The organism is Sulfurimonas sp. NWX367, assembly GCF_039667065.1.
In the GTDB taxonomy this organism is placed as follows: Bacteria; Campylobacterota; Campylobacteria; order Campylobacterales; family Sulfurimonadaceae; genus Sulfurimonas; species Sulfurimonas hydrogeniphila.
This window is the reverse complement of record NZ_JALCZM010000001.1, coordinates 22,847-48,094: the sequence shown is the minus strand read 5'-3', so window position 1 is coordinate 48,094 and position 25,248 is coordinate 22,847. Positions and strand designations below refer to the sequence as shown.

Annotated in this window: 23 protein-coding genes; 10 read left to right on the top strand and 13 right to left on the bottom strand. The window is 36.3% G+C overall.

Annotated elements, in window-relative coordinates:
• The 3 genes from MNY28_RS00240 to MNY28_RS00230 are packed head-to-tail and all read left to right on the top strand — an operon-like array spanning nucleotide 1 to nucleotide 2,571.
• A complete protein-coding gene (locus MNY28_RS00240; protein ID WP_151900730.1) occupies nucleotides 1-888 on the top strand; it encodes a response regulator in 888 nt (295 codons plus the stop codon).
• Nucleotides 866-2,056, top strand: coding sequence for a sulfate adenylyltransferase (locus MNY28_RS00235; RefSeq protein ID WP_346388519.1), 1,191 nt, complete (start codon nucleotides 866-868; stop codon nucleotides 2,054-2,056). Before MNY28_RS00240 ends, MNY28_RS00235 begins: the two co-directional genes overlap by 23 nt.
• An 8-nt stretch (nucleotides 2,057-2,064) precedes the next feature.
• Nucleotides 2,065-2,571, top strand: a complete 507-nt coding sequence (locus MNY28_RS00230; protein ID WP_151900732.1) for a phosphatidylglycerophosphatase A — start codon at nucleotides 2,065-2,067, stop codon at nucleotides 2,569-2,571.
• 124 nt (nucleotides 2,572-2,695) lie between these two features.
• On the opposite strand, the gene MNY28_RS00225 is transcribed toward MNY28_RS00230, so the two are convergent.
• The 3 genes from MNY28_RS00225 to gdhA form a co-directional block, all read right to left on the bottom strand.
• Complete coding sequence (locus MNY28_RS00225; RefSeq protein ID WP_151900733.1) at nucleotides 2,696-2,890, bottom strand: YwbE family protein; 195 nt, start codon at nucleotides 2,888-2,890, stop codon at nucleotides 2,696-2,698.
• Complete coding sequence (locus MNY28_RS00220) at nucleotides 2,883-4,667, bottom strand: mechanosensitive ion channel family protein (protein WP_346388518.1); 1,785 nt, start codon at nucleotides 4,665-4,667, stop codon at nucleotides 2,883-2,885. The genes MNY28_RS00225 and MNY28_RS00220 overlap by 8 nt, the downstream gene beginning before the upstream one ends.
• A gap of 67 nt (nucleotides 4,668-4,734) precedes the next feature.
• On the bottom strand, nucleotides 4,735-6,084 hold the full coding sequence (gene gdhA, locus MNY28_RS00215; RefSeq protein ID WP_346389029.1) for an NADP-specific glutamate dehydrogenase: 1,350 nt from the start codon (nucleotides 6,082-6,084) through the stop codon (nucleotides 4,735-4,737).
• A gap of 181 nt (nucleotides 6,085-6,265) precedes the next feature.
• Here gdhA and MNY28_RS00210 point away from each other — a divergent pair, with 181 nt between their 5' ends.
• A complete protein-coding gene (locus tag MNY28_RS00210) occupies nucleotides 6,266-8,179 on the top strand; it encodes a methyl-accepting chemotaxis protein (protein ID WP_346388517.1) in 1,914 nt (637 codons plus the stop codon).
• A 9-nt stretch (nucleotides 8,180-8,188) separates the two neighbouring features.
• Here MNY28_RS00210 and MNY28_RS00205 read toward each other — a convergent pair whose 3' ends face one another.
• A complete protein-coding gene (locus tag MNY28_RS00205; protein ID WP_151900736.1) occupies nucleotides 8,189-8,560 on the bottom strand; it encodes a hypothetical protein in 372 nt (123 codons plus the stop codon).
• Nucleotides 8,561-8,638: 78 nt separating this feature from the next.
• Between MNY28_RS00205 and MNY28_RS00200 the strand changes: the two genes are divergently transcribed.
• Nucleotides 8,639-9,037 (top strand): rhodanese-like domain-containing protein, encoded by a 399-nt coding sequence (locus MNY28_RS00200; RefSeq protein WP_151900737.1) that lies wholly within the window; start codon nucleotides 8,639-8,641, stop codon nucleotides 9,035-9,037.
• 129 nt (nucleotides 9,038-9,166) lie between these two features.
• Here the strand turns inward: MNY28_RS00200 and MNY28_RS00195 are convergent, their stop codons facing one another.
• Nucleotides 9,167-9,640 carry a hypothetical protein gene (locus tag MNY28_RS00195; RefSeq protein WP_346388516.1) on the bottom strand — a complete coding sequence of 158 codons (474 nt, stop codon included), beginning with the start codon at nucleotides 9,638-9,640 and terminating at the stop codon, nucleotides 9,167-9,169.
• A 75-nt stretch (nucleotides 9,641-9,715) separates the two neighbouring features.
• On the opposite strand from MNY28_RS00195, the gene MNY28_RS00190 reads away from it, so the two are divergent.
• Nucleotides 9,716-10,423, top strand: coding sequence for a DUF445 domain-containing protein (locus MNY28_RS00190; RefSeq protein WP_346388515.1), 708 nt, complete (start codon nucleotides 9,716-9,718; stop codon nucleotides 10,421-10,423).
• Nucleotides 10,424-10,427: 4 nt separating this feature from the next.
• On the opposite strand, the gene MNY28_RS00185 is transcribed toward MNY28_RS00190, so the two are convergent.
• Complete coding sequence (locus tag MNY28_RS00185; RefSeq protein WP_346388514.1) at nucleotides 10,428-10,634, bottom strand: RNA-binding S4 domain-containing protein; 207 nt, start codon at nucleotides 10,632-10,634, stop codon at nucleotides 10,428-10,430.
• Nucleotides 10,624-10,884, bottom strand: a complete 261-nt coding sequence (locus MNY28_RS00180) for a GIY-YIG nuclease family protein (protein WP_151900741.1) — start codon at nucleotides 10,882-10,884, stop codon at nucleotides 10,624-10,626. The genes MNY28_RS00185 and MNY28_RS00180 overlap by 11 nt, the downstream gene beginning before the upstream one ends.
• A gap of 159 nt (nucleotides 10,885-11,043) precedes the next feature.
• Here MNY28_RS00180 and MNY28_RS00175 point away from each other — a divergent pair, with 159 nt between their 5' ends.
• Nucleotides 11,044-11,796: a response regulator gene (locus MNY28_RS00175; protein ID WP_151900742.1), complete on the top strand. Its 753-nt coding sequence runs from the start codon at nucleotides 11,044-11,046 to the stop codon at nucleotides 11,794-11,796.
• On the opposite strand, the gene MNY28_RS00170 is transcribed toward MNY28_RS00175, so the two are convergent.
• From MNY28_RS00170 to pepN, 5 genes are all read right to left on the bottom strand, one after another.
• Nucleotides 11,793-14,087 carry an ATP-binding protein gene (locus MNY28_RS00170; protein ID WP_346388513.1) on the bottom strand — a complete coding sequence of 765 codons (2,295 nt, stop codon included), beginning with the start codon at nucleotides 14,085-14,087 and terminating at the stop codon, nucleotides 11,793-11,795. The two genes, MNY28_RS00175 and MNY28_RS00170, sit on opposite strands and share 4 nt — an antisense overlap.
• Before the next feature lie 10 nt (nucleotides 14,088-14,097).
• A complete protein-coding gene (locus tag MNY28_RS00165; RefSeq protein ID WP_346388512.1) occupies nucleotides 14,098-14,916 on the bottom strand; it encodes a peptide deformylase in 819 nt (272 codons plus the stop codon).
• Nucleotides 14,917-14,973: 57 nt separating this feature from the next.
• The gene (locus tag MNY28_RS00160; protein ID WP_188109968.1) at nucleotides 14,974-15,150 is read right to left on the bottom strand and encodes a hypothetical protein; all 177 of its coding nucleotides are present in this window, start codon (nucleotides 15,148-15,150) and stop codon (nucleotides 14,974-14,976) included.
• Between the two features lie 15 nt (nucleotides 15,151-15,165).
• Complete coding sequence (locus tag MNY28_RS00155) at nucleotides 15,166-16,635, bottom strand: FAD-dependent oxidoreductase (protein WP_151900745.1); 1,470 nt, start codon at nucleotides 16,633-16,635, stop codon at nucleotides 15,166-15,168.
• Between the two features lie 169 nt (nucleotides 16,636-16,804).
• Nucleotides 16,805-19,366 (bottom strand): aminopeptidase N, encoded by a 2,562-nt coding sequence (pepN, locus tag MNY28_RS00150; RefSeq protein WP_346388511.1) that lies wholly within the window; start codon nucleotides 19,364-19,366, stop codon nucleotides 16,805-16,807.
• 210 nt (nucleotides 19,367-19,576) lie between these two features.
• Here pepN and MNY28_RS00145 point away from each other — a divergent pair, with 210 nt between their 5' ends.
• Nucleotides 19,577-21,385, top strand: a complete 1,809-nt coding sequence (locus tag MNY28_RS00145; protein ID WP_346388510.1) for a bifunctional diguanylate cyclase/phosphodiesterase — start codon at nucleotides 19,577-19,579, stop codon at nucleotides 21,383-21,385.
• On the opposite strand, the gene MNY28_RS00140 is transcribed toward MNY28_RS00145, so the two are convergent.
• The gene (locus MNY28_RS00140) at nucleotides 21,382-22,656 is read right to left on the bottom strand and encodes a DEAD/DEAH box helicase (RefSeq protein ID WP_151900748.1); all 1,275 of its coding nucleotides are present in this window, start codon (nucleotides 22,654-22,656) and stop codon (nucleotides 21,382-21,384) included. The genes MNY28_RS00145 and MNY28_RS00140 overlap by 4 nt on opposite strands.
• 157 nt (nucleotides 22,657-22,813) lie before the next feature.
• Here MNY28_RS00140 and MNY28_RS00135 point away from each other — a divergent pair, with 157 nt between their 5' ends.
• Both MNY28_RS00135 and MNY28_RS00130 read left to right on the top strand, forming a co-directional pair.
• The gene (locus tag MNY28_RS00135; protein WP_346388509.1) at nucleotides 22,814-24,664 is read left to right on the top strand and encodes an EAL domain-containing protein; all 1,851 of its coding nucleotides are present in this window, start codon (nucleotides 22,814-22,816) and stop codon (nucleotides 24,662-24,664) included.
• Between the two features lie 79 nt (nucleotides 24,665-24,743).
• Nucleotides 24,744-25,232, top strand: a complete 489-nt coding sequence (locus tag MNY28_RS00130; RefSeq protein WP_346388508.1) for a DUF2062 domain-containing protein — start codon at nucleotides 24,744-24,746, stop codon at nucleotides 25,230-25,232.
• Nucleotides 25,233-25,248 lie beyond the last annotated feature (16 nt).

Sequence of the window (25,248 nt, the reverse complement as noted above, 5' to 3'; positions counted from 1 at the left end):
ATGAAGATATTAATTATAGAAAATGAAGTGTATTTAGCCCAGAGTATTGCAACAAAACTAGGTGAACTTGGTCACACATGTGAAATGTGTACATCCACCAGAGATGCCATCGGGAGCAACAACTATGATGTTGTTTTACTCTCGACAAACATCAACGGACAGGATTTTAACCCGCTTATAGAAACATTTAAGAACTCTATCGTTATTTTAATGGTTTCCTACATTAGCAATGACACGGTTTCAAAACCACTGAGTGCCGGGGCAAAGGACTATATCCTCAAACCTTTCATGATTGAAGAGCTTGTACGGAAAATTGACCATTATCAGGATTATGAAAAACTCAAAAAACGCACTGAAGCCTATGAAAAATATCTTGCACACACATTTTCCAATACAAAACATGAACAGAATTTGGATGAAATTGAGTTGCCGCTTTTCGTATCATCCAATTTTCAAAAATATGCGGATGCATTCGCCTTTGAATATGCCCAAAAGAAAAATCTTCCCATACATTTTTTATCATTAAGTGATTCAAAAGCATTAAATGAGATAGCTTCGCTGCCACAAAATTCAATTATATATATCATTGATTATCAGGCACTCAAAAAAAGTGATAAAAAACGTTTTTGTGACCTGATACAGGGGAAAAAAGCCATTATCGCCAGCAGCGATAAAATTGAGGAAGTCGCCTACCCTGTTATAGAGATAAAAAGTGACAGCAATGTTTTTGACAAAGGAGAAATCCTGCCAATAGAAGATTATGTCAAATTTATTGTTTTAAACTATCAAGACAAATATCCGGATACAGAATTGTCAAAAAAACTTGGGATAAGCCGCAAGAGTTTATGGGAAAAAAGAAAAAAATATGACATCATCAAGAAAAAATAAAACAATTTATATAGACAAAGAGGCTGCTTCTGTTCTTGAACTCGTTGCAGAAGGCCTTTTGGCCCCTGTAACAAAACTTATGAATGAACAGGAATCCAAGGAAGTCCTGCAAACCGGTCTTGTAAACGGTCAGTCTTTCCCCTTCCCTTTCATATTGGCTCCTTCGGGCAAAAAAAATGAAAAAATCATTCCTACCTTGGAGCCGGGCGAAGAAGTTACTATTATCTGCAATGGTAAAGAGTTTGCTGTGCTGTGTGTCGAAGAAACTTTTCAAATTAATCCCAAGGAACGGGTAAAGCATATTTACGGCACTGATGACCTCACCCATCCGGGTGTCATGGCCACCATTAAAAGAATAGGCACCTGGGCACTTAGCGGAAACTATACCATTCTCAGTAAAACAAAACACAAAAACAAAATAAAAATTCAAAAAGCAAAAGAACTCATAGGAGCAAAACACACCTCCTCTTTGATGATGGGAGTCAACCCGCTTCACCGTGCCCATGAAAGGCTGATTCGCCAAACACTTGAAAGTACCGATCTGCTTGTTATATTTTTACTCAAACCTTATGACAATGCAAATTTAAAGTATGAAGTACGAAAAGAAGCATTAGAGTATTTTATCAATAATTTTCTTCCTAAAAACCGGGTAATTATTATTCCTCTTGAAAACAGCTATATCTTTGCAGGCTACAATGAAATTATTGTCGATGCAATTGTCGCAAAAAACTATGGCTGCGACAGACTGACCATTGGCCGTAATCATGCCGGTTTGGGCATGTTTTATGACTGTAATTCAAACAAATCGATCATAGACAAAGTTACAGGCATAGATATCGAGATTACCGTTGCAAGTGAGTATGTGTACTGTGATGAGTGCAAAACGCTTGTGAGCAAAAATACCTGTCCTCACGGACAGCATCATCAGATCTCTTACCATGCGGACTCAATTTTGGCACTTTTGGAGGCAGGACTTTTACCTCCTGCTGTTCTTATACGGAAAGAAATTTCATCATTTTTACTTTCTAAACTCTTTCCGAACAGGTTTAAAAATCTTGAAAAACTCTATTATGACACTTTTCCGGTAAAAGGTTTGCTTGAAGAACATACAGAAAAAGATTTTTATCTTGAGTTAATGAAACTCTATCAAACAACATCACTGACATAAGGAAAACAATGAACTGGTTTTTTCTCACTTTAGGCTACAGCGGACTCTCTCCTAAAGCTCCCGGAACTATGGGAACACTGGCTTCACTGCCGCTTGGTATGGCAATACTTGTCTACTTTGATGCAACTACACTTTTTTTGGCGGCACTGCTTATTTCGATTATAGCCATTAAAGTTATTAACAAATATGAAGATGAAACAGGCAATCATGATGACCAAAGAATAGTGATAGATGAACTTGCCGGGATGTGGTTTGCACTCAGTGTTGCACCCGCTGTCGGTGTTGCAAGCACTGAGATAACGGATCTTCAAAATGGGTTTTTGGTGCAGGCACTTCTCTCTTTTGTTCTTTTTCGATATTTTGATATAACAAAACCCTCTATTATAGGGAGAATAGACCGTGAAGCAAAAGGCGGCGTCGGCGTGATGGGAGATGATATTATTGCAGGTTTTGCGGCCGGAATCTCCTCAGCTGCGCTTTGGCAGGGATGGCTCTACATCAGTAAAATGATATAAAACATCCCCCGTCAATGCCATTAAGTTAAGCAAATCAATACTTTCTCGGAACCGGTACTTCAGTGCCGGCTGTTACAATAGTCTTGCCACTCTCAGCCCGGACTAAAGTCCGTGTTGCGAAAAATCAATATATCTCCTTTACCCGTCCTACTTCGCCACTCATCAAACGGACTTTAATACCGTGAGGGTGTGTTGCAGATTTTGTAAGAATATCTCTGACAATCCCGTCTGTTAAATAGCCGCTTTCCTGATCCTGCTTTAAAACGATGGCAACAGAAGCACCCTGTTTGATATCTGCTCTTTTCGTACCCTTATTCATGTTCATCCTTTGTTTCATTATAAATTGAGAGAGACGGAAAGGCAAATTCTAAAGAGTTTTTTTCAAAAATCATCATTATTTTTTCCATAACATCCTGCTTCGTCTTCAGCCACTCTTCCCACTCCACTGATTTTGAAAAACAGTATACAAGTATGTTAATGCTTGAATCTGCAAACTCGTCAAGATACACAAGCAGTGTCTTTTTGACACCTTCAAGATCATCTTTAGAAACAAGTTTTGCTATATGTCCATACTCAATCTCATGCTCATATTTTGTATTTTTTGTTGCAATTTTCGGATGATTTTGCAGCATTTCTCTGATTTCTTTGATGGCATTTTTAATATCTTCCTGTCTGGAGTCATATTTTACACCCAGTTTCATCTTTATTCTGCGTCCAAGTTTTCTTTTGTTCCAGTTTTTTATATCTTTGGATGCAAAGGTGCCGTTTGGAATGGCAATAAGGGCATTATCAAAGGTTCTTAGTGTTGTCACACGCAGACCGATTTCAACAACAACACCCTCTTTGCCGTCAACTTCTATCCAGTCGCCTTGTGAAAATACATCGCTGAAAAGGACAGAGAGTGTTCCAAAAAAGTTTGAAATTGTATCTTTTGCTGCAAAAGCAACCGCAAAACCACCAATTCCAAGACCAGAAAGTACAGCGGTCAAGTCAACACCGGCAAAATACAGAACAATCAGCAAACCGATAATGACAATAAAGAAATTGATAATTTTCAATCCGACATTAATCAGTTCGCTTTTTATATTTGATTTTTCTTTTTCAAAAGTATTGAGCTTGATAATGGCTGCCGTATTGACAATAATATAAATAATATATGTAAAATAAAAGCCGTATATCATGTTAAATATACGACTTACTTCCTCTATGGAGCTGAAATTATTGTAAACATATATGACCATGTTTACATTAATAATCAGGATGAGGATCTCTATACTTTTACGCAGTTTCTCAAGAATCTGTTCAGAGTATCTGCTTAAAAAGTCTATTTGAAGAAACAGTTTTTGCAATGCGATATAAAAAACTTTTCTTAAAACATAAATTACCAAAATCAGCAAAAAGATAATAATAAGCTTCACAACACTCAGTCCGTACGACTCTAAAAACCCATCTACAGCTTTCACCACCGTAAAGGAGTTAATAAAAACAACAGGCTTGATTATATGGTATTTGACATATTTGTTCAGTCGGTAGAGTTTATTCTCTGCTTTGTATAAAAAGGCTATAAAATCACTGTTTATCTCCTGCAGCGCATAGTATTCCTCTATATTTTTTTTTGCCGCTTTTAAGATGGGAGAAGGATCTTTGAGTGCCAAAATATGTTTATAGTCTTTTGCTGTAATTTTACTCAGGGCTTCTTGATTCTGTGCCGTATAAACATTTAATTTTTCTTCAAAATCCTGAATATTCGGTACATCCAACGACAAAAGTACATTTTTAATCAATATATTCTGATTTTTGACAATTTCATACGACTTCAACTGTGCCTCATCTCGAATTACGGCATATCCGTTACCCAGCCGTCTGTTAATCGCAATGATTTTTTTCAGTGAAAATATTTCCTTGCTGAAATCCTGCACATTCTCAATATACTGCTGTTTGTTTGAGATGATAGTATTGAGTTCCTGATCATACATGTACTCCTGTTTTTGCAGTAAATTTTCTATCTGCTCCTGGGAGAGATTTGCATCATTCATCTGATACACCAGCTGTAACTGTGCATCTATAAACTCTGAGTATTTTACCTTTGCACTCAATGTCCCGGCAAATATAAAAACAAAAGTCAGTAAAATTAATTGAACTTTTTTAATTGGAAATCCTTTATTATATACCTTCAGCTATCATAGCATCAGCTACTTTTTTAAATCCTGCAATATTTGCACCATCAACATAATTCCCCTCTACTCCATAGTCTTTTGCCGTAAGCGCCACCCGTTTACAGATCATCTGCATCGTCTCTTTTAATTTAAAATCTACCTTTTCATAACTCCATTTACTCATAGAAGCATTTTGACTCATCTCAAATTCACTCACAGCCACACCCCCGGCATTGGCAGCTTTAGCCGGTGCAAAACATACTTTATGCGATTGCAGCAAGGCAATAGCATTTGGAGTCGATGGCATATTCGCACCCTCAGAAACACTCACACAGCCGTTTTCTATAAGATTTTGCGCATCCGCTTCAAAGAGTTCGTTTTGCGTAGCGCACGGAAAGGCCGCATAACACGGAATATTCCAAACAGCATGCTCCCCTTCAGGGTACTCTGATACAGGCGTATATTTTGCCTCTGTATGTGTCTGTACATACATTTCCAAAGAATTGCTTCGATTCAGTTTTAACTCTTTTACCAGAGCCAGGTCAATCCCTCTTGGATCATACACTGTCCCGTGAGAATCCGAACATGTCACTACAACAGCACCAATCTCCTGCAGCTTTTCGATTACATGTAAAGCAACATTTCCAGCACCGCTGACTGTGCATATTTTTCCCTCAAGCGGCTCTTTGTTTTCAATTTCAAGCATACTCTGTGTAAAATAGACCACCCCGTAGCCTGTTGCTTCGGGACGCATTAAAGAACCTCCGAAAAAATAGGGTTTTCCGGTCAAAGCACCTTCGTATGAAGATGTAATCTTTTTATACTCTCCAAAGAGATAGCCGATTTCCCGGGCACCGACTCCAATGTCACCGGCAGGGACATCTATGCGCGGCCCGATATATTTATGCAACTCTGTCATAAAGGCTGTACAAAACTTCATAACTTCAAAGTCACTTTTTCCTTTTGGATCAAAATCACTCCCCCCTTTGGCACCACCTATAGGTAAACCCGTCAGTGAGTTTTTTAAAATCTGTTCAAAACCCAAAAACTTCAAAATCCCTTCATTCACACTCGGATGAAAACGGAGTCCTCCTTTATAAGGTCCGAGTGCGTTGTTAAACTGTACTCTGTATCCTGTATTTACCTGTATTTGATTATTGTCATCCAGCCAGGTCACTTTAAACTTTATAGTTCTGTCAGGAACGACCAATCTGTCTAAAATTCCGAATCTGCTGTATCTCTCATCAGACTCAAGCAACGGGGCAATCGAGTAAATCACCTCCTCCATCGCCTGGTAAAATACATTGTTTTCAGCACAGTTACCATGCTCAAATTTTTTAATTTCTTTCTCTGCTATCGACAAAAAGAATCCTTTATAAACTACTATTGTGAAGGAATTGTAGCACAAGCTGGAAAAAAAGTAAAAACTATTGAAAAAAGTCACAAATTTATCATAAAAGCCCTTGCTTTAAGTCAGTCATAATATATAACATATTATTATGTGACAATCTTGTGATTTACTTATAAGGAACATATTCATGTTTAGAAACAAAAGCATAAAAGAACTGATGTGGCTATTAACAATAGTTATTGTTGTATCTCTCGTCGGTGCAGCCGGATTTACATATTATGCGCTTAACAGCATAGAAAAAGAGTTCAATGAGATAAAAGAGAGTTCCATTGACACATCTCTGACTATCTATGATATAGAAAAAAGAATGAACTATATCAGCAGAAATGACAGAGATGTTATGCTCGGCGGCGATATTGAAAAAGACAAAAGAGAGCTCAGAGAAAATATCAGTGCAATTGCAGAAAATTTCAAAAAACTTGAAAAAGTTTCCAAAAACAGTTCCAACGAAGCACTTCTGAAAAAGGCAAAATATTCAACGCTGAAATTTATCAATGAAGCATATAAGTATATAGATTCTTTAAGCGCTGATGATATTAAAAACAACAAAGAAGCCATTTACCACGTATATCATCAAAAGCTTTCACCTTTGGCTGTTGAGTCACGAAAATATTTTAAAACATTTGTAAAAAACAAAAAAGAACAATTTATAAAAGATATGAAAGCCATGAGAAGCGCCATAACATTTTACAAATTATTTGTACTTGGTTCAAGTCTCCTTATTATCATTATATTATTTTTGCTCACTACAAAAATCAGAACTTCCATAGTTTCGGGTATCAACAGATTCAGATGTCTGATAGAGACTGCTTCCAATGGTGATTTCAGCAAAAAGAATGAAATCAGAACACAGGGAGACACCGAACTTGATGCTATGGGCAAAGCACTCAAAATCCTTATAGAACACACTGAAAATATGATTCATGAAGTAAATACTGCTATAACAAATGCCTCCCAGGGTGACTTTTCCAAACCTATCTCTACTGAAGGAATGCACGGAGAGTTCCTGGTTGCTATCAGAAATGTCAGTAAAAGTATAGATTTTATGCGTGAACAGTATCAAAAAGCACAAAGAGACTCTTTTAACTCAAAACTGAGTGTAAAAAGCGTCAATGTGTCCGAATCTCTTACCGTTATTCAATCTGATTTAAAAACAAATATAGAAAAAATCAAAGAAGTAACACATGCTACAGATTCTGCTGCAAAACTTGCAAATGACTCTCGGGCAAATATCAACACTGTTGTCAATGGGCTGCATGAACTCAATGAACAGGTAGGTACAAACCATTCAAATATAGACGAACTTGCTTCACAAACAAATAATATTACATCAGTCATCGAGCTTATTACCGATATTGCCGATCAGACAAATCTTTTAGCTCTTAATGCTGCCATAGAAGCAGCCCGTGCAGGTGAACATGGTCGAGGATTCGCAGTTGTAGCAGATGAAGTCAGAAAACTTGCAGAACGTACGCACAAGGCTACAAGCGAAATTTCCATCTCTATAAAATCACTCCAGCAGGGTATGAGCGAAATTCAGACAAGTTCTGAACTGATGAAAGAGACAGTAGATGCCTCTACCGCTAAAATAGAAGAGTTTGAAACGACACTCATTGAACTGAGTGACTCCTCAACAAAAATTGTAGACCAGTCATACTATATGGAAAACAGTATATTTATTGTACTGGCAAAAATAGATCATATTTTATATAAATCACGAGCATATAACTCTTTGATTTCTTTGAAAAAAGTACTCAAAGCAGTCTCTTCTCATGAATGTAATCTTGGAAAATGGTATGATCATGAAGGAAAAGAACGATTTAGCAATACTTCGGCTTATCCGCAAATAGCACAACCTCATAATATTGTTCATGAAAATGCAAACAAAAACCTTGCATTCCTTGATAAAACAAACGCGCAAGAAGAGGTATTGGAACATGCTCAGGATATTTTACACAACTTCGAAGATATGGAAAAAGCATCAGAAGAACTCTTTATACTTCTTGACACTATGCTGAGTCAAACACAAAAAGAAGAATAAGCTCTTTGTTTACTCCCACTCCTCATATTTGGAGTGAGAGTGCTTGTCTTTTTTATACCGTTTGGCATTTTTACTTTTCTCCAACTGGTTTATACTGTAAAGCAGTTCTTCTTTAATATTATCAATATCTTCATCAGAATCTTTATAGCCTATCATTTTTTTTACGAGCTGTTGCAGATCCTGCAGTTCACCCTTGTACAGTTGCACCTCTTCCACCCGATTGAGCAGTTTCAGCGCATTGTCAATCTTTTTATTGTACTTTTCATGGTCCAGGGCATCGCTGTTTAGCAAGTAGGACAAAATACTTTTTTTAAATCTTTCCAGTGCTCGGATATACCGAAGCCTGTTTGCATTCTCGATTGCTTTTTTAGATGCTGCCATTGTAAGCCTATTATTTATTTATGAGTATAATTATACAAGAGATTTCTAAGAACTCGAACAATATTTGGAGAAAATACCATGAAAAAAGCAATTTTACTGCTGATGCTCTTTGCTCTGTCCTTAGCAGCAGAAGTAAAAAATGAATATATTTCACAAGAATTACTCAAGCAAAATATTCCTATTGTAGATATCAGAACACCGGGAGAATGGAAAGAGACCGGTCTTTTAAAAGGTGCAATTCCTATCATGTTTTGGGATGCAAGAGGAAACTATGATGTAAGAAAATTTTTAAATGAATTACATAAAAAAGTTGACACCACAAAACCTTTCGCCCTTATCTGCCATACAGGCAGCAGAACTTCCATAGTCGCGCCGTGGCTTGCAAAAGAGTTTGGGTATAAAGTAATCAACCTCAAGGGTGGAATGGAGTATGCAACCAAAGGGTTACATCTCAAAACAGTATCCTACAGGCAATGAGTCGATTAAAAACAGTTTTAAAATTTCTTCTTTTTCTGACACTCCGAATTGTGATAACATTCGGAGTGCTTGGATTGCTGATTTTTCTTCTCTGGGGTGCTCTTTATCTTATTTTTTACTAAATCCGAATCAAAGTAATGATTTTATAACATTACTGACCCCTTGGTGCAGATTATAATTAGCTATTGGAAAGTCCAGACTTTCATTTTCCAAGTTCACCGTATACCTGCTTAAATATGTCCCTAACTCACTCAAGTCTATCGGTGTGTACTGCTCACATTTCTCCTCTTCAAGTTTTGTCCGTACTAATTTATTTGCCTCATTAGAGTGTGCAAGGGTAAAAGCCAGTGTTTTCAAACTCAAAAAATCACTCCATCGAAGAAAAATTTCGGGAGTCAACGTCTCTATATACTCTCCTTCCGGTGTAAACAACAGATCATTGTCCCGCAAAGGAACCAGTACCGATAAAATTGCACGTGAAAAGGGGGCCACTTTATCACTCCAAAATGGTGACTCATTTCTTGTTTTGAGCTCTTTTTCAATTTCATTTACTATCGTATCTAGACTTTCATTTTTAAAAAGTTCATATGTTTTTTGTTTCATACCCTCATCCATGTAATATTTTTTATAATCATACACTTTTAGTATATAATTTCACATTTAAAAAGGAGCAATAGTATGAAATTACATAAAAGTTTTATCACAAACCTCACTGCGCTGTTTCTTGTTGGAATATCTTTTATAGTGCCTTTATACAAAGAAGCTTTATTATATGCAGGTCTGTTTGCACTCTCTGGTGCCTTGACAAATCAGTTAGCAATTCACATGCTCTTTGAAAAAGTACCTTTTTTGTATGGTTCCGGTGTTATCGTAGAGAGATTTGAAGCATTTAAAAGTGCTATAAAAAATCTTATCATGAATGAATTTTTCACAAAAGAACAGCTGGAAAAGTTTTTTGCCAATGAAGAAAAAAAAATAAACCTTGTACCTATCATAGAAGAGACAGATTTTACACCTGCTTTTGATGCTTTAAGCAAAACAGTAATGGAGTCCTCTTTTGGCGGCATGTTAGGGATGTTCGGCGGAGAAAAAGCCTTGAGCACTTTAAAAGAACCTTTTACAAACAAACTCAAATCAGCAGTCATAAAAATAGTCACATCCAAAGCATTTAATAACACCCTGCAACACCACCTTACCCATTCATCCTTAAATGACGATATGATACAATCAATCGAACGGGTTGTAGATGCAAGACTAAGTGAACTGACGCCTCAAATGGTCAAAGAAATCGTACAAAAAATGATACATGAGCACCTTGACTGGCTGGTTGTATGGGGTGGTGTGTTTGGAGGGCTGATCGGACTACTGAGTTCTTTTATACTATAGAAGTTTAAACAACTTCTATAGTTACATCATCACCTACACTCAACATATCGCCTGCTCTTATTTTGGCTCGTTTTCGCAGTTCAACTTCTCCATTACGGATCACATATCCATCAGCTACAATCATTTTTGCCTGTGCGCCGCTGTCTACAAGATCTAACACTTTTAATAATTTATACAACTCTATATACTCATCTTTTAACTCAAATTTCATCTACTCTCCTCTTTATAATTTTCAGTTTTTCTGACCGTGATAATTTTTTTATTTCATATTCACGCTTTGAAGCACTGCTTCTGTTTGTATGTTCTTCATTATATACCAATCTTACCGGTCTTCTGATTTTAGTATATTTTGCACCTTTTTCTGAATAGTTATGTTCAGAAACCCGTCGTTTCAAATCTGTTGTTATCCCTGTATACAGGCTATTATCACTACATTGTAAAATATATACATAATATACCATTTATACGTCCTTTCATCAAACTATATCATAACTACAGTATCATTTTGTAACAATTTCTTAAAAATATATGAATTTAGTTGTAAATAACAAAAAGTTATAATATAATAAAGACTTAATTTATCACAAATTGGTCACTTTTTTTTAATATAGGAAAAGAACATGGAAAAACAAAAAGTAATAATAGTCGAAGATGATGAAATCACATCACTTAACTTAAATATGTCTTTACAAAAGCACGGATACAGTGTGGTGGCGATGTGTGATAATGCTCCTATGGCAAAAAGTAAAATAGCTACACACAATCCGGATGTCATTATTATTGATATCTCTTTACAAGAAAGCAATGACGGAATCGAACTTGCAAAAACTATAAAAGAAAAATATGATATTCCTTTTATTTATCTCACTTCGTACAGTGATGATGACATTATTGCCCAGGCAAAACTTACTGAACCTTATGGATATATTGTAAAACCTTTTGACCCTGGATCTCTGCATGCAACTATTCAAATGGCTTTGTTCAAATACCAACAGGAAAATGAGAGAAAAGAGAATATCAATTCACTCAAAGTAGATAAACTGAATCTGGAAAAATTACTCTATTCCAAGCGTTCACAAGACAAACCAATTGTTCCGTTCGGGGGTGGTGATTACCATCTTGACATCAGTATATGCGAAACCTTTTACAAAGGGAAAAAAATCAAGCTTACAAAAAAAGAAAATGCTTTTTTACGCCTTCTTGTTGCCCAACTTGGTTTGGTTGTATCATTTGAGCAGGCAATGAACTATGTCTGGGACGAGCACGGTGCTACAGAAAACAGCGTCAGAACACTGGTTTGGAGACTGCGGAATAAACTTGAAACAGACATTATAAAAAATGCCTCAGGAATTGGCTATTATATAGAAGATTAATTTATTTTAATGGATGCAATCTTTTCTTCTATTTCTTTCAGGGTTTGCTCATAATTATAGTCTGCATTTTCAAGTTTTGCCATTCTTTCCATTTCAGTTGCATTTTTTTGTAAAATTTCAATTCTGAAATTTCCACTTGACCCTTTAATACTATGAGCCAGAAGTGCTGTTTTTTTATAATCTCTTGCAGCAACCGCTTTTGCCAAGTCACTCAGGGTCGTTTTCATTTTTTTGATAAAAAGTGTCAAAAGCATAATAAGTTCATCTTCATTCAACATCAACTCTTTCATCAGTTTCTTCGCATCCAACCCTGTAATCTTTTGGTTGTCAGTGGAAGATATATCTGTTTTATCTTCCTGTATAACACTGTAGGAATCCAGTTTCAGATATGCCATAAAAACACGTTCCAACTCTTTTAAAACCAGAGGCTTCCCTAAAAATGTGTCAAATCCGTTCAGTAAATCTCTCTCTTTACTCCCCTTTAACACATTGGCCGTCAGGGCAGAGATTGGCGTATGACTTAAACCGTTTTTTTCCTCGTATTCGATAATTTTAATGACGGCATCTGTTCCGTTCATAACAGGCATCTGTTCATCCATAAGAATCAAATCATATTTGTTTTTTTGATACAGTGCAACCGCTTCTTTTCCATTGTGAGCCAAATCAAATGTCAAGCCATATCTGTTGAGGACAATCTTCATTAATTCCTGGTTTGCCTCATTGTCCTCAGCAACCAGGATATGTCCCTTAAATCTATTGGATATTTTTTTATTATGAATTAATGATAATTCAGGGTTGAGCAGCTCATTGAAATGTTTATGAATTTTTGAACAATACAGAGGAAAACTCATCGCTTTAATGTGCGCATAGTGTTCATATGTATCATACTCTTTGCTCATAAGTGCTATATATTTTTTCCCAGAGTAGATAATCTCTTTTTGTATGTTTATGTCACATGTCTCATGTACAAATATACATATGTCAAACTCGCAGTCCAGCGTCTCTACAACACTGATGTTCATCGCAAAAATTTCAGCATACTTCAACAAGGATTCATGTCGGAAATCCAAAACTTTGTCTTTTGCATAAAGTACCATTTTTAGTTTCTGAAAATCACTGATATCTTTAAATACCTGACACTCATCATTTTGCACTGCAACAGGAATATCCAGCCAAAAGGTACTGCCCTCTCCCACCTGTGATTCTACATGAACACTTCCATTCATTAACTCTGCAAGCTGGTGTGATATACACAGACCCAGACCCGTTCCCTCTTTGTTGTTGTTTTGGCTAAACTGTGCCTGTGTAAATGCTACAAATATACTTTCCATATCTTTTTCGTTTATGCCGACTCCGTTGTCTGTTACACTGATTTTCAGTTGGTTGTCATGACAGCTTGCTTCAACCTTTATCACACCGCCGTCGGGTGTAAATTTTATGGCATTACTTAAAAAATTTGAGACTATCTGTTGAATTCGAAGGACATCGCCAAACAACTCTTTTGGAATACGAGGATCTATAAATGAAGTAATGGTAATATTTTTTGAATTTGCACTGGCTACAAAAAGCTCCATCGTATGGCTTAGCTCTTCATGCAGAGAAAAAATCTTTGGTTCAATCGTAAACTCACCGCTTCTCAGTTTTGAAAAGTCCAAAATATCATTGATAATACTCAGTAAGTTTTCGCCGCTGCTTAATATAATATCTAAATAATTTCTATGTTTATTGCTTATATCTTCATCCATCAAAAGGTTTACAAAGCCTAAAATAGCATTTAAAGGCGTGCGAATTTCATGAGACATATTGGAAAGAAAGTACTCTTTTGCCTGAGAAGCACGCAGTGCTTCCTGTCTTGCGTCAATAAGCTTTTGAAAAATACTGTCTGTATAATACTTTAAAATACCTTTAAAATTTTTATCAAAAATATACGAAATTTCTTCAAAGATCTCTTTTGAATTTATCTTCGCATCATAAGTGAACTCTACCATAGAACGACGAAAATTACTGCATATCTCAAACAGCTCGTCAGCACTGATTTCACGATGTTTCAAATAGGCCAAAAACTCCTGCATAACAGGACAGTCACCGATATCTCTCTCACCCGCGATTACACCCATAAAGTAGTCAAATACACCGCTGGCATATTTTTCTATAAATTCTTTTTCATCTATCTTATGTAAATGAAGGATCTCTTTTACAGAAGCATACGATATCCATTGCTGTAATATATCTGACTTTGAAGATACAAATATACCTTTTACTGCTCTTAAATGGATGCTGCCTTCTTTCATTGTTATACCATTATCCTACATGTAACAAAAAGTATGACGCAACTGTAATGACAAACAGTTTCACCAAAGATATTGCAGTTGTTCCGACAATATTGCCCAATTGGCAACTACTGCATGCGACATAAAGTTTTCCTTCATACTGAGCATAAAAAAAGTAAACTATGTTTAACCCAAGGACTCCGTATATCGTATAAAGTTGATATGTCCATAAAGTCTGTAACGTCTGCTCCTTATCAATAAAGAAAGATGCTACAAGTGGAAGAAGCATAAAAAACATAACGACATGTATGAGTTTCAAAATTTTGTCTCTGAAAAAGACCGTAGGACAGTAATCGGCATTTGTAGTATTTATACCATTTTCTAAATTTTTTTCAAACTTCTCTTTTTCTTCTTTGGACATTTTTTGCACAAAAGTAGCGCCAAAGGTATAGTCTATTTTTCGCTGAATTCTTACAGAAAAATCTCCACTTGCCTGCAGTGATTTATCATTTCCGTTTCTGTCTTGATAAACAACGCTGATAGTTTCAAACCGTTGTATCTGTGCTGTTTTTCCAGGATAGTACAGCGTTGATTCTGTAGCCGTGACAGTACCCTTATGGTTTATCAACCGGGGGTTTATCATCTCTATCAGCTTTCCTTCATCATCTTTTACAATAATCAGGTTATAGTAACTCCCTATCTGATAAGCACTCAAAGCATCCAAATTATTTTCATTGATAGTATCTTTGAGATCTTCTATCAAGGCAAACAATTCATTATCAAATTTTCTTATGTCTACAGCGTATTCTATACTCAGGGGCGTAGGATGCGTTATAATCTCTCTTACCATTATTTTTTATACCTTATACACGAAAGAGTCTTGAATAAAATTTCAAGACTCTTCTTGTTAATGACTTTTACCTACAACTATAATCATTTTTATATTGATTATTATAAATCTGATAAACTGCCAGATTACACACGTACGCATTTTTCTAGCAAATGCCCCCGGTATCATTGTTAATGTAAACTGATCATTCTTTTGAAAATTTACCTCTTCTTCAACATGTTTTACTTCGCTCATAATATCTCCTCTTTTTTATTCTGGAATTAATGTCCAACCTGGATTTAGTTTTGCTTTATAGATAAACAGATAGTGTAAAATATGTTTAATCCAGTGCCCAGCAAGACCTATTTCACCAAATGTATAGTCTGTATCACGCCCTGTTCCCGGATATTTTTCAAAATCAGGAACAACAGGATAGACTGTCATAGCAGCCGCAGTTCCGTCAAACAAACCTTTTCCGGCACTTGCAACACAGGCAGCACCCATTTCAGCCATTGACGCTTCATGCAGGTGGGCATTTTCGCCTTTTGTAATCATATCACAAACAGAGTGTGCAACCGCTTTTCCGATAATACCAGAAGGCATACCCGTTCTTGGAGGCGTCGGATTAATCGGTGTTCCGTTTGGTGATTTCATCGGTTTAGAGATAAGATGTGGCGGAGCAAAAGCAATACCTGCAGCAAACATATTTTTATAAGTAGGATTTTGGTATGTTCTTGGCCAGTCACTTGCTTTCCACTCTTCGTATGGCTTTGGCGTATAGTCCGCATCCACTTTCATGAAGCCGTTTGGAGCAAATACCGTATCAGTAATATCTTCACCGGCTTTGTTGTAGGCTTTTAAACCAACACCCGCAAAAGGAGGAATAAGCATTGCAAAATCAAACTCTTCTTCACCAGTTGAACCGTCAAGCAGTTCATACTCAACTTTTCCGGCTTCTACTTTACTTGTATGTGCACCGATAAGCCAGTCAACATTTCTTTCGGCAAAAAGGGATTCTGCAAACAGTTTGGAAGAAACAACATAGCCGCCAACTTTCATATGCAGTCCGCCCATACCGAAGTCACCTAAAAAAGATTCATTGGAAATCCATTTCATATCTGCCATGTCACGCACACCGGCTTTTCTTAATTCATGCTCAATATTGAAAATATACTCAAATGCAGCCCCCTGACATGTACACATTCCGTGTCCTGTTCCTATTAGGAATTTTTGACGGGTACCGCCTTTCATTTTTTCAATGGCTTCATTTAATTTTTCTGAAGCATGGACTGCATGGTCAGCTGTACAGACAGAAACAGTATGCTCACCCAATTGACTACCTTCGCCTAAACCCGGAGTAGCTCCGAAATTCAGCTTTGGTCCTGTCGCATTGACAATATAATCATACTCTATATTTTCAGTCTGTCCTGCTTTGTCAGCACTTGTATACTCAATAGTCACAAAAGGTTTATCACTTGACTGCGAACCTTCCGGATTTAAAGAGAGCGCTTTTGCCTGACGATAATCAATACCGGCTTTTGCATAAACAGGCGCTAAATCAAATGTCACATCCTCTTTTTTCATTTGGCCGACACCCACCCAGATGTTTGACGGAATCCAGTTCCACTTGGCATTTGGAGTGACAACAACAACTTCATGATCTGAGCCTAACCATTTTGCAGCGAATGTAGCTGTTGTATGACCAGCAACACCACCACCTAATACAACTAATCTTGCCATATAATTTTCCTCTATAATTTAAGTTCTTGGTAACTTTATCAAAATAATATCACAATGTTATCACATGATTTTCTTTCTTTTTTAGATAAATTTTAAAAGCAAAAGACACAACAGTCTGAAAATGCCTAAAACAGGGCATTTGTAAAAACAGTAACTCCATAAATTAAGTTTATTTTAATATTTTATCAATAATTTCAAAACTATTTTTTGAAAGCCCCTGTGTAGAAATTACACGCGAGAGTTCTTTTTTTATCAGTTCTTGATTATGTTTGTTCATTTTATCACAGACTTTAAAAGCACCGCAGAGCCCTGAAGCTATTTGCGGATTGATTTTATCTATTTCTATGATTTTGTCAGCCAGGAATTTATACCCGCTTCCGTCTTTGGCATGAAAATGTTTATGGTTTCGCGCGAAAGAACCGACTAAAGAGCGGACAAGATTAGGTACTTTTTCATCATATACTTTGTCTCTTTGAAGTTTTTCAACACGTTCGAGCACATCATAACGGCTCGAAGATGCCAAAATTGCAAAATATTTGTTCATGACGAGTGTCTCATCTTTATATCTGTTATAAAAATCCTGCAGTGCAACTTCAGCATACGATACATGTAAGTTTTCCAAAACATCCAAAGCAACAATACGGTCAGTCATCGTAAGTGATTCTTCATACTGCTTTTGTGCCAACTCTGCGACCTCACTATTTTTCAAAATAGAGAGAATTTTCAATGCTCTGTTTTTTATAGCTCGTTTTGCAATATGTTTTGCTTCTAAACTTCCTGATGCAGGCAGATGATTTTGTTTATAAATATCTAACAACTTCTCTTTGTATTTTTGCGCTATATGCAACAACAGTTGATCCTGTGCATCATATATCACGTCAAAATCTATCTCTTTTTGCAGTTGCATAATTGCCGAAACAGACGGCAGTTCCAAAAGCAGTGCTTTGTAAGACAAGTCGACATCCAAATCAAGCAAATGTCCATAGGCATCTACAAAATCATTATTGATTGCATTCGACTCTATAATTTCATTGATTGTCCGGAGTGCAAAATTCTGTGTTGCCTCATACTGCGTAAAACTGTTTGTATCATACTTCATTAAAAAAGCATAGTTGTTTTCTTCCTGTTCTACAATTATCGGTGCAGAAAAATCCCTGTTTATCGAAAGTACCGGTTTTTCTTTTAAATTATCAAATACAAAAGTTTCACTTTCTTTCGATATTATCAAAGTTTCTGCCAAAATCTCATTACCATCTCTATCTAAAAGCCCCATTTTTAAAGGGTAATAATAAGGCTTTTGTTTTTTTCCATCAACATCATCTGGAACTTTTTGTGTTAATAATATGCTATATGTCCCGTTTTCAAACGACTCCTTTACATGTAAACGCGGTGTACCGCTTTGTTTGTACCATCTTTTAAAAAGTTCCAAGTCAAAATCACCGCATTGATGCATCGCCCATAAAAAGTCATTAGTGGTAACCGCCTGTCCGTCAAAGGTTTTAAAATACAAATCCATTGCCTGTCTGTAGTTTTTCTCACCCAAAAGTGTATAAACCATGCGTATCACTTCTGCACCCTTTTCATAGACCGTAGCTGTATAAAAATTGTTCATAGATATATAAGACTCCGGCTGAATAGGATGGCGTGTCGGGGAAGCATCTTCGACAAACTGTCTTTCTCTGAGTGCTTTTACATCTTCAATGCGTTGCACCTGTACTGAATTCATATCTGCTGAAAAGCACTGGTCGCGAAAAACTGTCAGTCCCTCTTTGAGTGTGAGTTGAAACCAGTCTCTACATGTAATGCGGTTTCCTGTCCAGTTGTGAAAGTACTCATGCGCTATCACAGACTCTATTCCCATAAAATTGGCATCAGTGGCTGTATCGGTATCTGCCAGTACATAGGCGGAGTTAAAAATATTGAGTCCCTTGTTCTCCATTGCACCCATGTTAAAACTGTCAACCGCTACAATATTGTATATATCCAAATCATAGGCACGCCCGTATTTCTCTTCATCCCATTTCATAGAGGCTTTCAGCGAGTGCATGGCATGATGACACTTCTGCTCATTTCCCAAATCGCAGTAAATATTCAATGCGACTTTATTGCCTTGTATTGTTGTAAATTCATCACTTATGCTGCCCAAATTTCCTGCCACAAGCGCAAAAAGATACGAAGGTTTTGGATGCGGATCCTGCCAGGTCACCCCATGGCGTTCATTGAAATCATCATGACATTTAATTTTATTGCCGTTACTGAGTAAAACAGGATACTTCTTTTTGTCTGCAAAAATCGTCGTTGTAAACAGACTCATGATATCCGGACGGTCAAGGAAAGGTGTAATACTTCTAAATCCCTCAGGCTCATTCTGGGTACAAAAAATATCGCCTGATTTATACAGCCCTTCAAGTTCTGTATTGTCTTGCGGATATATTTTGTTTTTTATTTTTATCTCAAACGCATCAGGAACATTGAGAACAGTCAGGTGTTCCTCTTCGATAATATAACGGCTCTCCTGCAACTTTAAAGCATTTAAAGAAAGCTCTAAAAGTTTCAGATTCACAGCATCAAGAGTTAAATCATTCACACTTGCATCTATTTTTTTTATCTGCATAGTATTTGTCACGAGTGTCTCTTCTTCAAATAATTCAAACAACAAATCAACACTCTCAATTGCATAGGCGGGCTTTTTATAATCTTTTAGATATTTTGTTTTTACTTCTGTATTCATTATTACTCTTTCATTTTTAATACTGATATTTTACTTAAATTTTCCATGAAAATTCATTAATTTTAAAGTATAAGAAAGTTTTATACAATATAATTCCACATGTTCAATTCAAAATTAATAAATTTCAAAAACTTACTTGTTTTTATCCTCATATACACACTCTTTTTCTTTCTTTACGGATTATATTCTTACAGTACGGCCGAAAAAGCCTTGCATGCAAATATTAAACAAGAACTGCTCCATGGTGCAAACAGTGTCCCTTTGATTCTTAAAAGTACCTACCATGATGATAATTTGCTTGCAAAGAAACCTTCGTATGCACAAGATTTTGAAAATATTAAAAATCTTACTCAGTTTATCCGTAATACCCATCTTGCGTATGTATACTCCTTCGTCCGGGATAAAAACAATATCATCAGATTTTCAAGTTCAAGTGCCAAAGAAAAAGATTTGGAACAAAACAGCAGTGACATCTACTCTTTTGATACATATACAGACCCACAACTGCAAGAGCTTTTTAACACTGCAAACTTCAACCAACCTCTTTTTAATCATTCAAAAGACAAATGGGGAGACTTTTACAGTGTCTACATCCTTAAACAGACAAAAAACGGTAAAAAATATGTTGTCGGTGCCGATTACAATATTGAGGACATCATCACACTCAAACATATACTTTTAAGTAAAATTCTGTATTTGATTGTCCCTGTATTTTTTATCATTCTGTTTTATATGTTTTTCAACTTCATCGTTGTCAAACGTTTAAACAGTATTGTGACACAAAAAACAGACGAAATTGAAAAGGCTTACAATGTTGATGCACTTACGCAGCTTGAAAATGCCAAAAAACTTGTTTATGACTTAGCTAAAAAACACAATGACATTCCCTTTTTTATTGCCATTTTGGATATTGAACATTTTGGTATGCTGAATGATATTTACGGTTATGCCTACGGAAATGAATATCTGAAATATGTTGCAAAACTGCTGCAAAAAAATATCTCTTTGGACCTGAAACTGTATAAACTCCATGCAGACTTGTTTTGCATAGTCAACACACAGACAATGCCGGTAAAAGCATTTATGCAAAAAACAGAAGATATACTCTCTGCTTTGCATCACCAAAAATTTACCTGTGAGGGATACAAAACTACACTCAGTATGAAAGCCGGCATAGGAGAAGTTGTTGAAAGTTCCAATCCATTTATTCATGCCGAAATAGCCTTGAAGTTTGCAAAAAAACACAATATGCTCTTAGCCCTGTATCATGAAAATATGAATCACAACAAAAAAAACAAACGTATTTTGGATGATATAGATTATGCCCTGCAATATAACAAGGTCTACAGCTATCTGCAACCCATATATGATGTCAAACAGCACAAAATCATCAAATATGAGACACTTATGCGCCTAGAGAGACAAAACGGAGAGATTGTTGCTCCATGGTATTTTTTGGATGTAGCCAAAAAGACACCTCTTTATCATAAACTCTCTCTGCAAATGTTTACACAGGTTATTCAAATAGCCAAAAAGAACCCTTCTTTAAGCTTTTCTTTTAATATTTCCGCTTTGGATATTCAAAATTCAGAATTCTGCGAAGCCATTTTTACGCAGGCGGTCCAAGAAAATATTGCCCGGCAGTTAACCTTGGAAATTTTAGAAAGTGAGGAGTTTGACAATTTTGATGCACTCTGTAAATTTATACAAAAAGCAAAAGATGCCCGGATCACAATTGCCATGGATGATTTTGGAAGCGGATATTCCAATCTTTCAAATGTCATTAAACTGAATCTCAATTATCTTAAAATTGACGGTTCCATAGTCAAATATATTGCATCAGACATACATTATGAAAAACTCTTTAAAAATATTATCAATTTGGCAAAAGAGCTTGACCTTATAACCATTGCTGAGTATATAGAAGACGAGACGATACAAAACAAGGCTATAGAACTTGGGATTGATATGCTCCAGGGCTATCATATAGGAAAGCCTCTGCCCGATATTTTAGACTAGTCTCTCTTGGTTGTCTTACGCTTTTTCGGATTTCGTTTCGTCTGTATGCCTGTGGTATTTTTACTGTAGTGACGAATTCTTTTACTTTCAGGCTTTTTATGCTCTGCTTTGAGTTTGACTTCATCCACATCTTTTCTTCGTATCGTCGGGTCCGGTTCAAAACCTTCTACCACTTCTTGAGGAATTTTTTGTCCTATAAGCTTTTCTATATCTTTTATGTCATATTTTTCATAAATATCAATGAGAGAAATTGCCTCACCTTCACGTCCTGCACGCCCCGTACGACCGACTCTGTGAACATAATCTTCAGGAATTGAAGGCAGTTCGTAGTTAATGACATAAGGCAACTCTTCTATGTCCAAACCACGTGAAGCAATGTCGGTTGCCACCAATACTCTTGTTTTACCCTCTTTAAACTGCTTGAGTGTTTTTAAGCGGTTTGCTTTTGTTCTGTCTCCGTGAAGAATCCCACATTTTAGTCCGTCTTTTTGCAGTTCCTCAAAAAGTCTGTCGGCACTTGCTTTTGTTCTTGTAAAAACCAAAACCTGAGGAAAGTTTCTTGAACCGATGAGATACGCCAAAAGCTCGGCTTTTCTTGCAGTATCCACAAGATAGGCCACCTGATTGATTGTATCTACCGTTGTATTTTTCTTCGCTGTTTCTATAAATGCCGGTTTGGTCAAAATCAGTTTGGAGAGCCTGCGTACCTTGTCACTGAATGTTGCCGAAAAAAGAAGTGTCTGATGTCTCTTTGGCATAAGCGGATGAATTTTTCGAATATCTTTGGTAAAACCCATATCTAACATTCTGTCCGCTTCATCAAGCACAAAGATTTCCACATCTTTGAGGCTCAGACCGTTTTCTATATGTTCCAAAAGACGTCCGGGCGTTGCAATAACAATCTCCGTCCCCTTTTTCAAGGCTTCACGCTGCTTTTGCAAATCTTTGCCGCCAACCAGAATCGTTGTCCGAATCTCCATATATTTTGATAAAGCCGTAATATCATCATGTATCTGTATACTCAACTCCCGTGTAGGAGAAAGTATAACAGCACGGACTCCTTTGCCCTGTACAGGTTTTCTCAGTTTTTGCAGTATCGGCAAAACAAAAGCGGCTGTCTTGCCTGTTCCCGTCTGTGCTGTTGCAAAAACATCTTTTTTTGCCAGTACCAAGGGGATAGCCCTTGTTTGCACCAGAGTAGGCTCTGTATAGCCCAAATCCTTTATAGCATCCAGTAACGGCTTAAAAACTCCCAGCTTTTCAAATGACATTTTCTTCCCTCAATCAATTAATATATCTAATTTTAGCATATTTTCTTCCCTTTGTATCACATTTTGTTTATAAATCAGATAATAAAATTTAATAGCTGTTTCAGCAATACTTGTGATAATTTTGTGATATAATTACCAAAAAATTAAAAGTTAGCGAATGATTCAAGCCTATAAACATTATTTACATATACTGCTTAACACTGAACAGGTCAGTGAAGATGAACTCAAAGAAGCATCTATTATTATAGTACCGATGATTATAGGGCCCATAAGCCTTGTCTGGGCTCTTATTTATATCGCTTTTGAACAGTATATTCCGGCACTCATCCCTCTTTTTTACTCTTGTGTCTCATTTATAAACCTTTGGTGTTACAGGCGAAATAAAAATTTGCTAATCATTCAGAAAGTCCAAATGTTACTGGTCCTCATTTTACCATTTCTGCTCATGTGGACCTTAGGAGGCTTCGCACAGGGAAGCTATGTCATGATTTGGGCATTTTTTGCCCCTATTGCCTCGCTTATTCATGAAAAAGAGCAAAAGTCTCAGTACTGGCTCTATTCATTTGTAGCCCTGGTGGTGTTGTCAGTAGTCATAGATCCTCTCCTGATTACACATTACAATCACACCATACCGCCGCTTGCACAGGAAGTTTTTTTCTTTTTGAATGTTACTGCCGCTTTGTGCGGTATATATCTTTTACTCAAATATTTTATTCGCAAAACAGATATCAACACAAAAGAAAAACTCAAAGAAAAACACAATGAACTCATGGAATATACCCAGGATGAGTTAACCAAAATGTTTTACACAGACTCTCTGACAGGTTTGCCAAACAGACGGGCCCTGATAGAAGCAAAAAAGGAGATACACAATTTCTCGCTTCTTTTGATAAACATAGATACTTTCAGTCAGATCAATGATCTTTATGGTGAAAAATTCGGAGACAAGGTTCTTATAAAATTTTCTGAATTTTTGCAGGAAAATCTTAAAAAGAATCCGGAATGCAAACTGTTCAGACTCAGCGGAGACGAGTTTGTTTTACTCTCCAAAGAGAAAAACCGCGACACACTCAAAAATAATCTCACAAAACTTATAGAGGAGATACACAAACATCCTCTTACAATTGAAGACCATGATATCTATTTAAACATAACCGTCGGCATCTCTTTTGAAGAAACAGAACTTCTCCTGCCAACTGCAAATATGGCACTCAAACTTGCAAAAAAAGAGTCAAAAAATATCGTTTTTTACAGTGATGAAGCCTCACTCAACGAAGAATATGAAAATAATCTAAAATGGATTCAGGAGATAAAAGATGCCATCCTTGAGAACAGAATTGTTATGTTTTTTCAACCTATTATGGATAACAAAACGCGTACAGTTACCAAATACGAATCACTGATACGGCTTGTAGACAAGAAAGGCAATATTATTACACCATGGCACTTTTTGGAAATTGCAAAAAAAGCCAAACTTTATAAAAAACTGACAAAAATTGTGATCAGAAAGAGTTTTGAAGCTTTTAAAGACAATACCTATGATTTTTCCATTAATTTAACCATTGAAGATATTCTGGATCACAATATGAATGAATATATTTTTCAAATGCTGCAAAACTATGGCATAGGGAAGAGAGTTATTTTTGAAATTGTCGAGAGTGAAAGTATAAAAAACTTTGACACCGTTGAACGCTTTATAAAGAAAGTGAAATCCTACGGATGCCGTATTGCCATAGATGATTTTGGCACAGGGTACTCAAACTTTGAATACCTTATGAAACTGCAGGCAGATTTCATCAAAATAGACGGCAGTATTATCAAATCCATTCTAAACAACAAAAGTTCAGAAGTTTTGACCTCCGTCATTATTTCCTTTGCCAAAGAGATGAATATAAAAACAATAGCAGAATATGTTGAAACGAAAGAGATACATGAAAAACTCATAAAAATGGGTGTAAACAAATCACAGGGTTATTATATAGACAAACCGAGTGCAGACCTGCACTAAAACATTTTTCACTGCTGTTTATAAGTTCTCTCCTGCTATAATCGTGGTCAAATATAATTTATATAAAACAAGTACAGAGATGATAAGAAAAACTTTAAAAAAAACCTCCAAACATAAAAAACTCAGAGATTTAATAAAAAAATATAAAATACCCCCAGAGTATCTTGCAACAAACCGTAAAATGATTTCACGCGGTGTACTTATAGGTCTCTTTATAGCATTTATTCCTATGCCTATGCAGATGGCAGCCGTTTTGCTTTTTGTACCCTTTATAAAATTCAATGTACCCGTAGCTCTTGCCATGTGTTGGCTGAGCAATCCTTTGACAATGCCTCCAATGTACTATATGGAGTACCTGACCGGTTCATTTTTGCTTGGCATACAACCGGAACCTGTACAAATGACACTTGAATGGTTTTCAAACAACTTAGACAATATTTTTATACCTCTTTATTTTGGTACTGCGATCTATTCTGTTTTTGGTTCCATTGCAGGGTATTTCTTAGTAAACTTTCTTTGGAAACAATCTGTTGAAAAGGAAAAAAAGAAACATTATTCAGACAGGTAAACTGCTTTGTTTTTGC

Excerpts from the sequence above, each read along its gene's own strand:
- pepN (WP_346388511.1), bottom strand. The coding sequence starts at position 19,366 with ATGAATACAGAAGTAAAAACAAAATATCTAAAAGATTATAAAAAGCCC.
- MNY28_RS00135 (WP_346388509.1), top strand. The coding sequence starts at position 22,814 with ATGATTCAAGCCTATAAACATTATTTACATATACTGCTTAACACTGAA.
- MNY28_RS00225 (WP_151900733.1), bottom strand. The coding sequence starts at position 2,890 with ATGAATAAGGGTACGAAAAGAGCAGATATCAAACAGGGTGCTTCTGTT.
- MNY28_RS00180 (WP_151900741.1), bottom strand. The coding sequence starts at position 10,884 with ATGGTATATTATGTATATATTTTACAATGTAGTGATAATAGCCTGTAT.
- MNY28_RS00155 (WP_151900745.1), bottom strand. The coding sequence starts at position 16,635 with ATGGCAAGATTAGTTGTATTAGGTGGTGGTGTTGCTGGTCATACAACA.
- MNY28_RS00200 (WP_151900737.1), top strand. The coding sequence starts at position 8,639 with ATGAAAAAAGCAATTTTACTGCTGATGCTCTTTGCTCTGTCCTTAGCA.
- MNY28_RS00160 (WP_188109968.1), bottom strand. The coding sequence starts at position 15,150 with ATGAGCGAAGTAAAACATGTTGAAGAAGAGGTAAATTTTCAAAAGAAT.
- MNY28_RS00130 (WP_346388508.1), top strand. The coding sequence starts at position 24,744 with ATGATAAGAAAAACTTTAAAAAAAACCTCCAAACATAAAAAACTCAGA.
- MNY28_RS00235 (WP_346388519.1), top strand. The coding sequence starts at position 866 with ATGACATCATCAAGAAAAAATAAAACAATTTATATAGACAAAGAGGCT.
- MNY28_RS00190 (WP_346388515.1), top strand. The coding sequence starts at position 9,716 with ATGAAATTACATAAAAGTTTTATCACAAACCTCACTGCGCTGTTTCTT.
- MNY28_RS00230 (WP_151900732.1), top strand. The coding sequence starts at position 2,065 with ATGAACTGGTTTTTTCTCACTTTAGGCTACAGCGGACTCTCTCCTAAA.
- MNY28_RS00165 (WP_346388512.1), bottom strand. The coding sequence starts at position 14,916 with ATGGTAAGAGAGATTATAACGCATCCTACGCCCCTGAGTATAGAATAC.
- MNY28_RS00170 (WP_346388513.1), bottom strand. The coding sequence starts at position 14,087 with ATGAAAGAAGGCAGCATCCATTTAAGAGCAGTAAAAGGTATATTTGTA.
- MNY28_RS00205 (WP_151900736.1), bottom strand. The coding sequence starts at position 8,560 with ATGGCAGCATCTAAAAAAGCAATCGAGAATGCAAACAGGCTTCGGTAT.
- MNY28_RS00240 (WP_151900730.1), top strand. The coding sequence starts at position 1 with ATGAAGATATTAATTATAGAAAATGAAGTGTATTTAGCCCAGAGTATT.
- MNY28_RS00195 (WP_346388516.1), bottom strand. The coding sequence starts at position 9,640 with ATGAAACAAAAAACATATGAACTTTTTAAAAATGAAAGTCTAGATACG.
- MNY28_RS00185 (WP_346388514.1), bottom strand. The coding sequence starts at position 10,634 with ATGAAATTTGAGTTAAAAGATGAGTATATAGAGTTGTATAAATTATTA.
- MNY28_RS00175 (WP_151900742.1), top strand. The coding sequence starts at position 11,044 with ATGGAAAAACAAAAAGTAATAATAGTCGAAGATGATGAAATCACATCA.
- MNY28_RS00210 (WP_346388517.1), top strand. The coding sequence starts at position 6,266 with ATGTTTAGAAACAAAAGCATAAAAGAACTGATGTGGCTATTAACAATA.
- MNY28_RS00140 (WP_151900748.1), bottom strand. The coding sequence starts at position 22,656 with ATGTCATTTGAAAAGCTGGGAGTTTTTAAGCCGTTACTGGATGCTATA.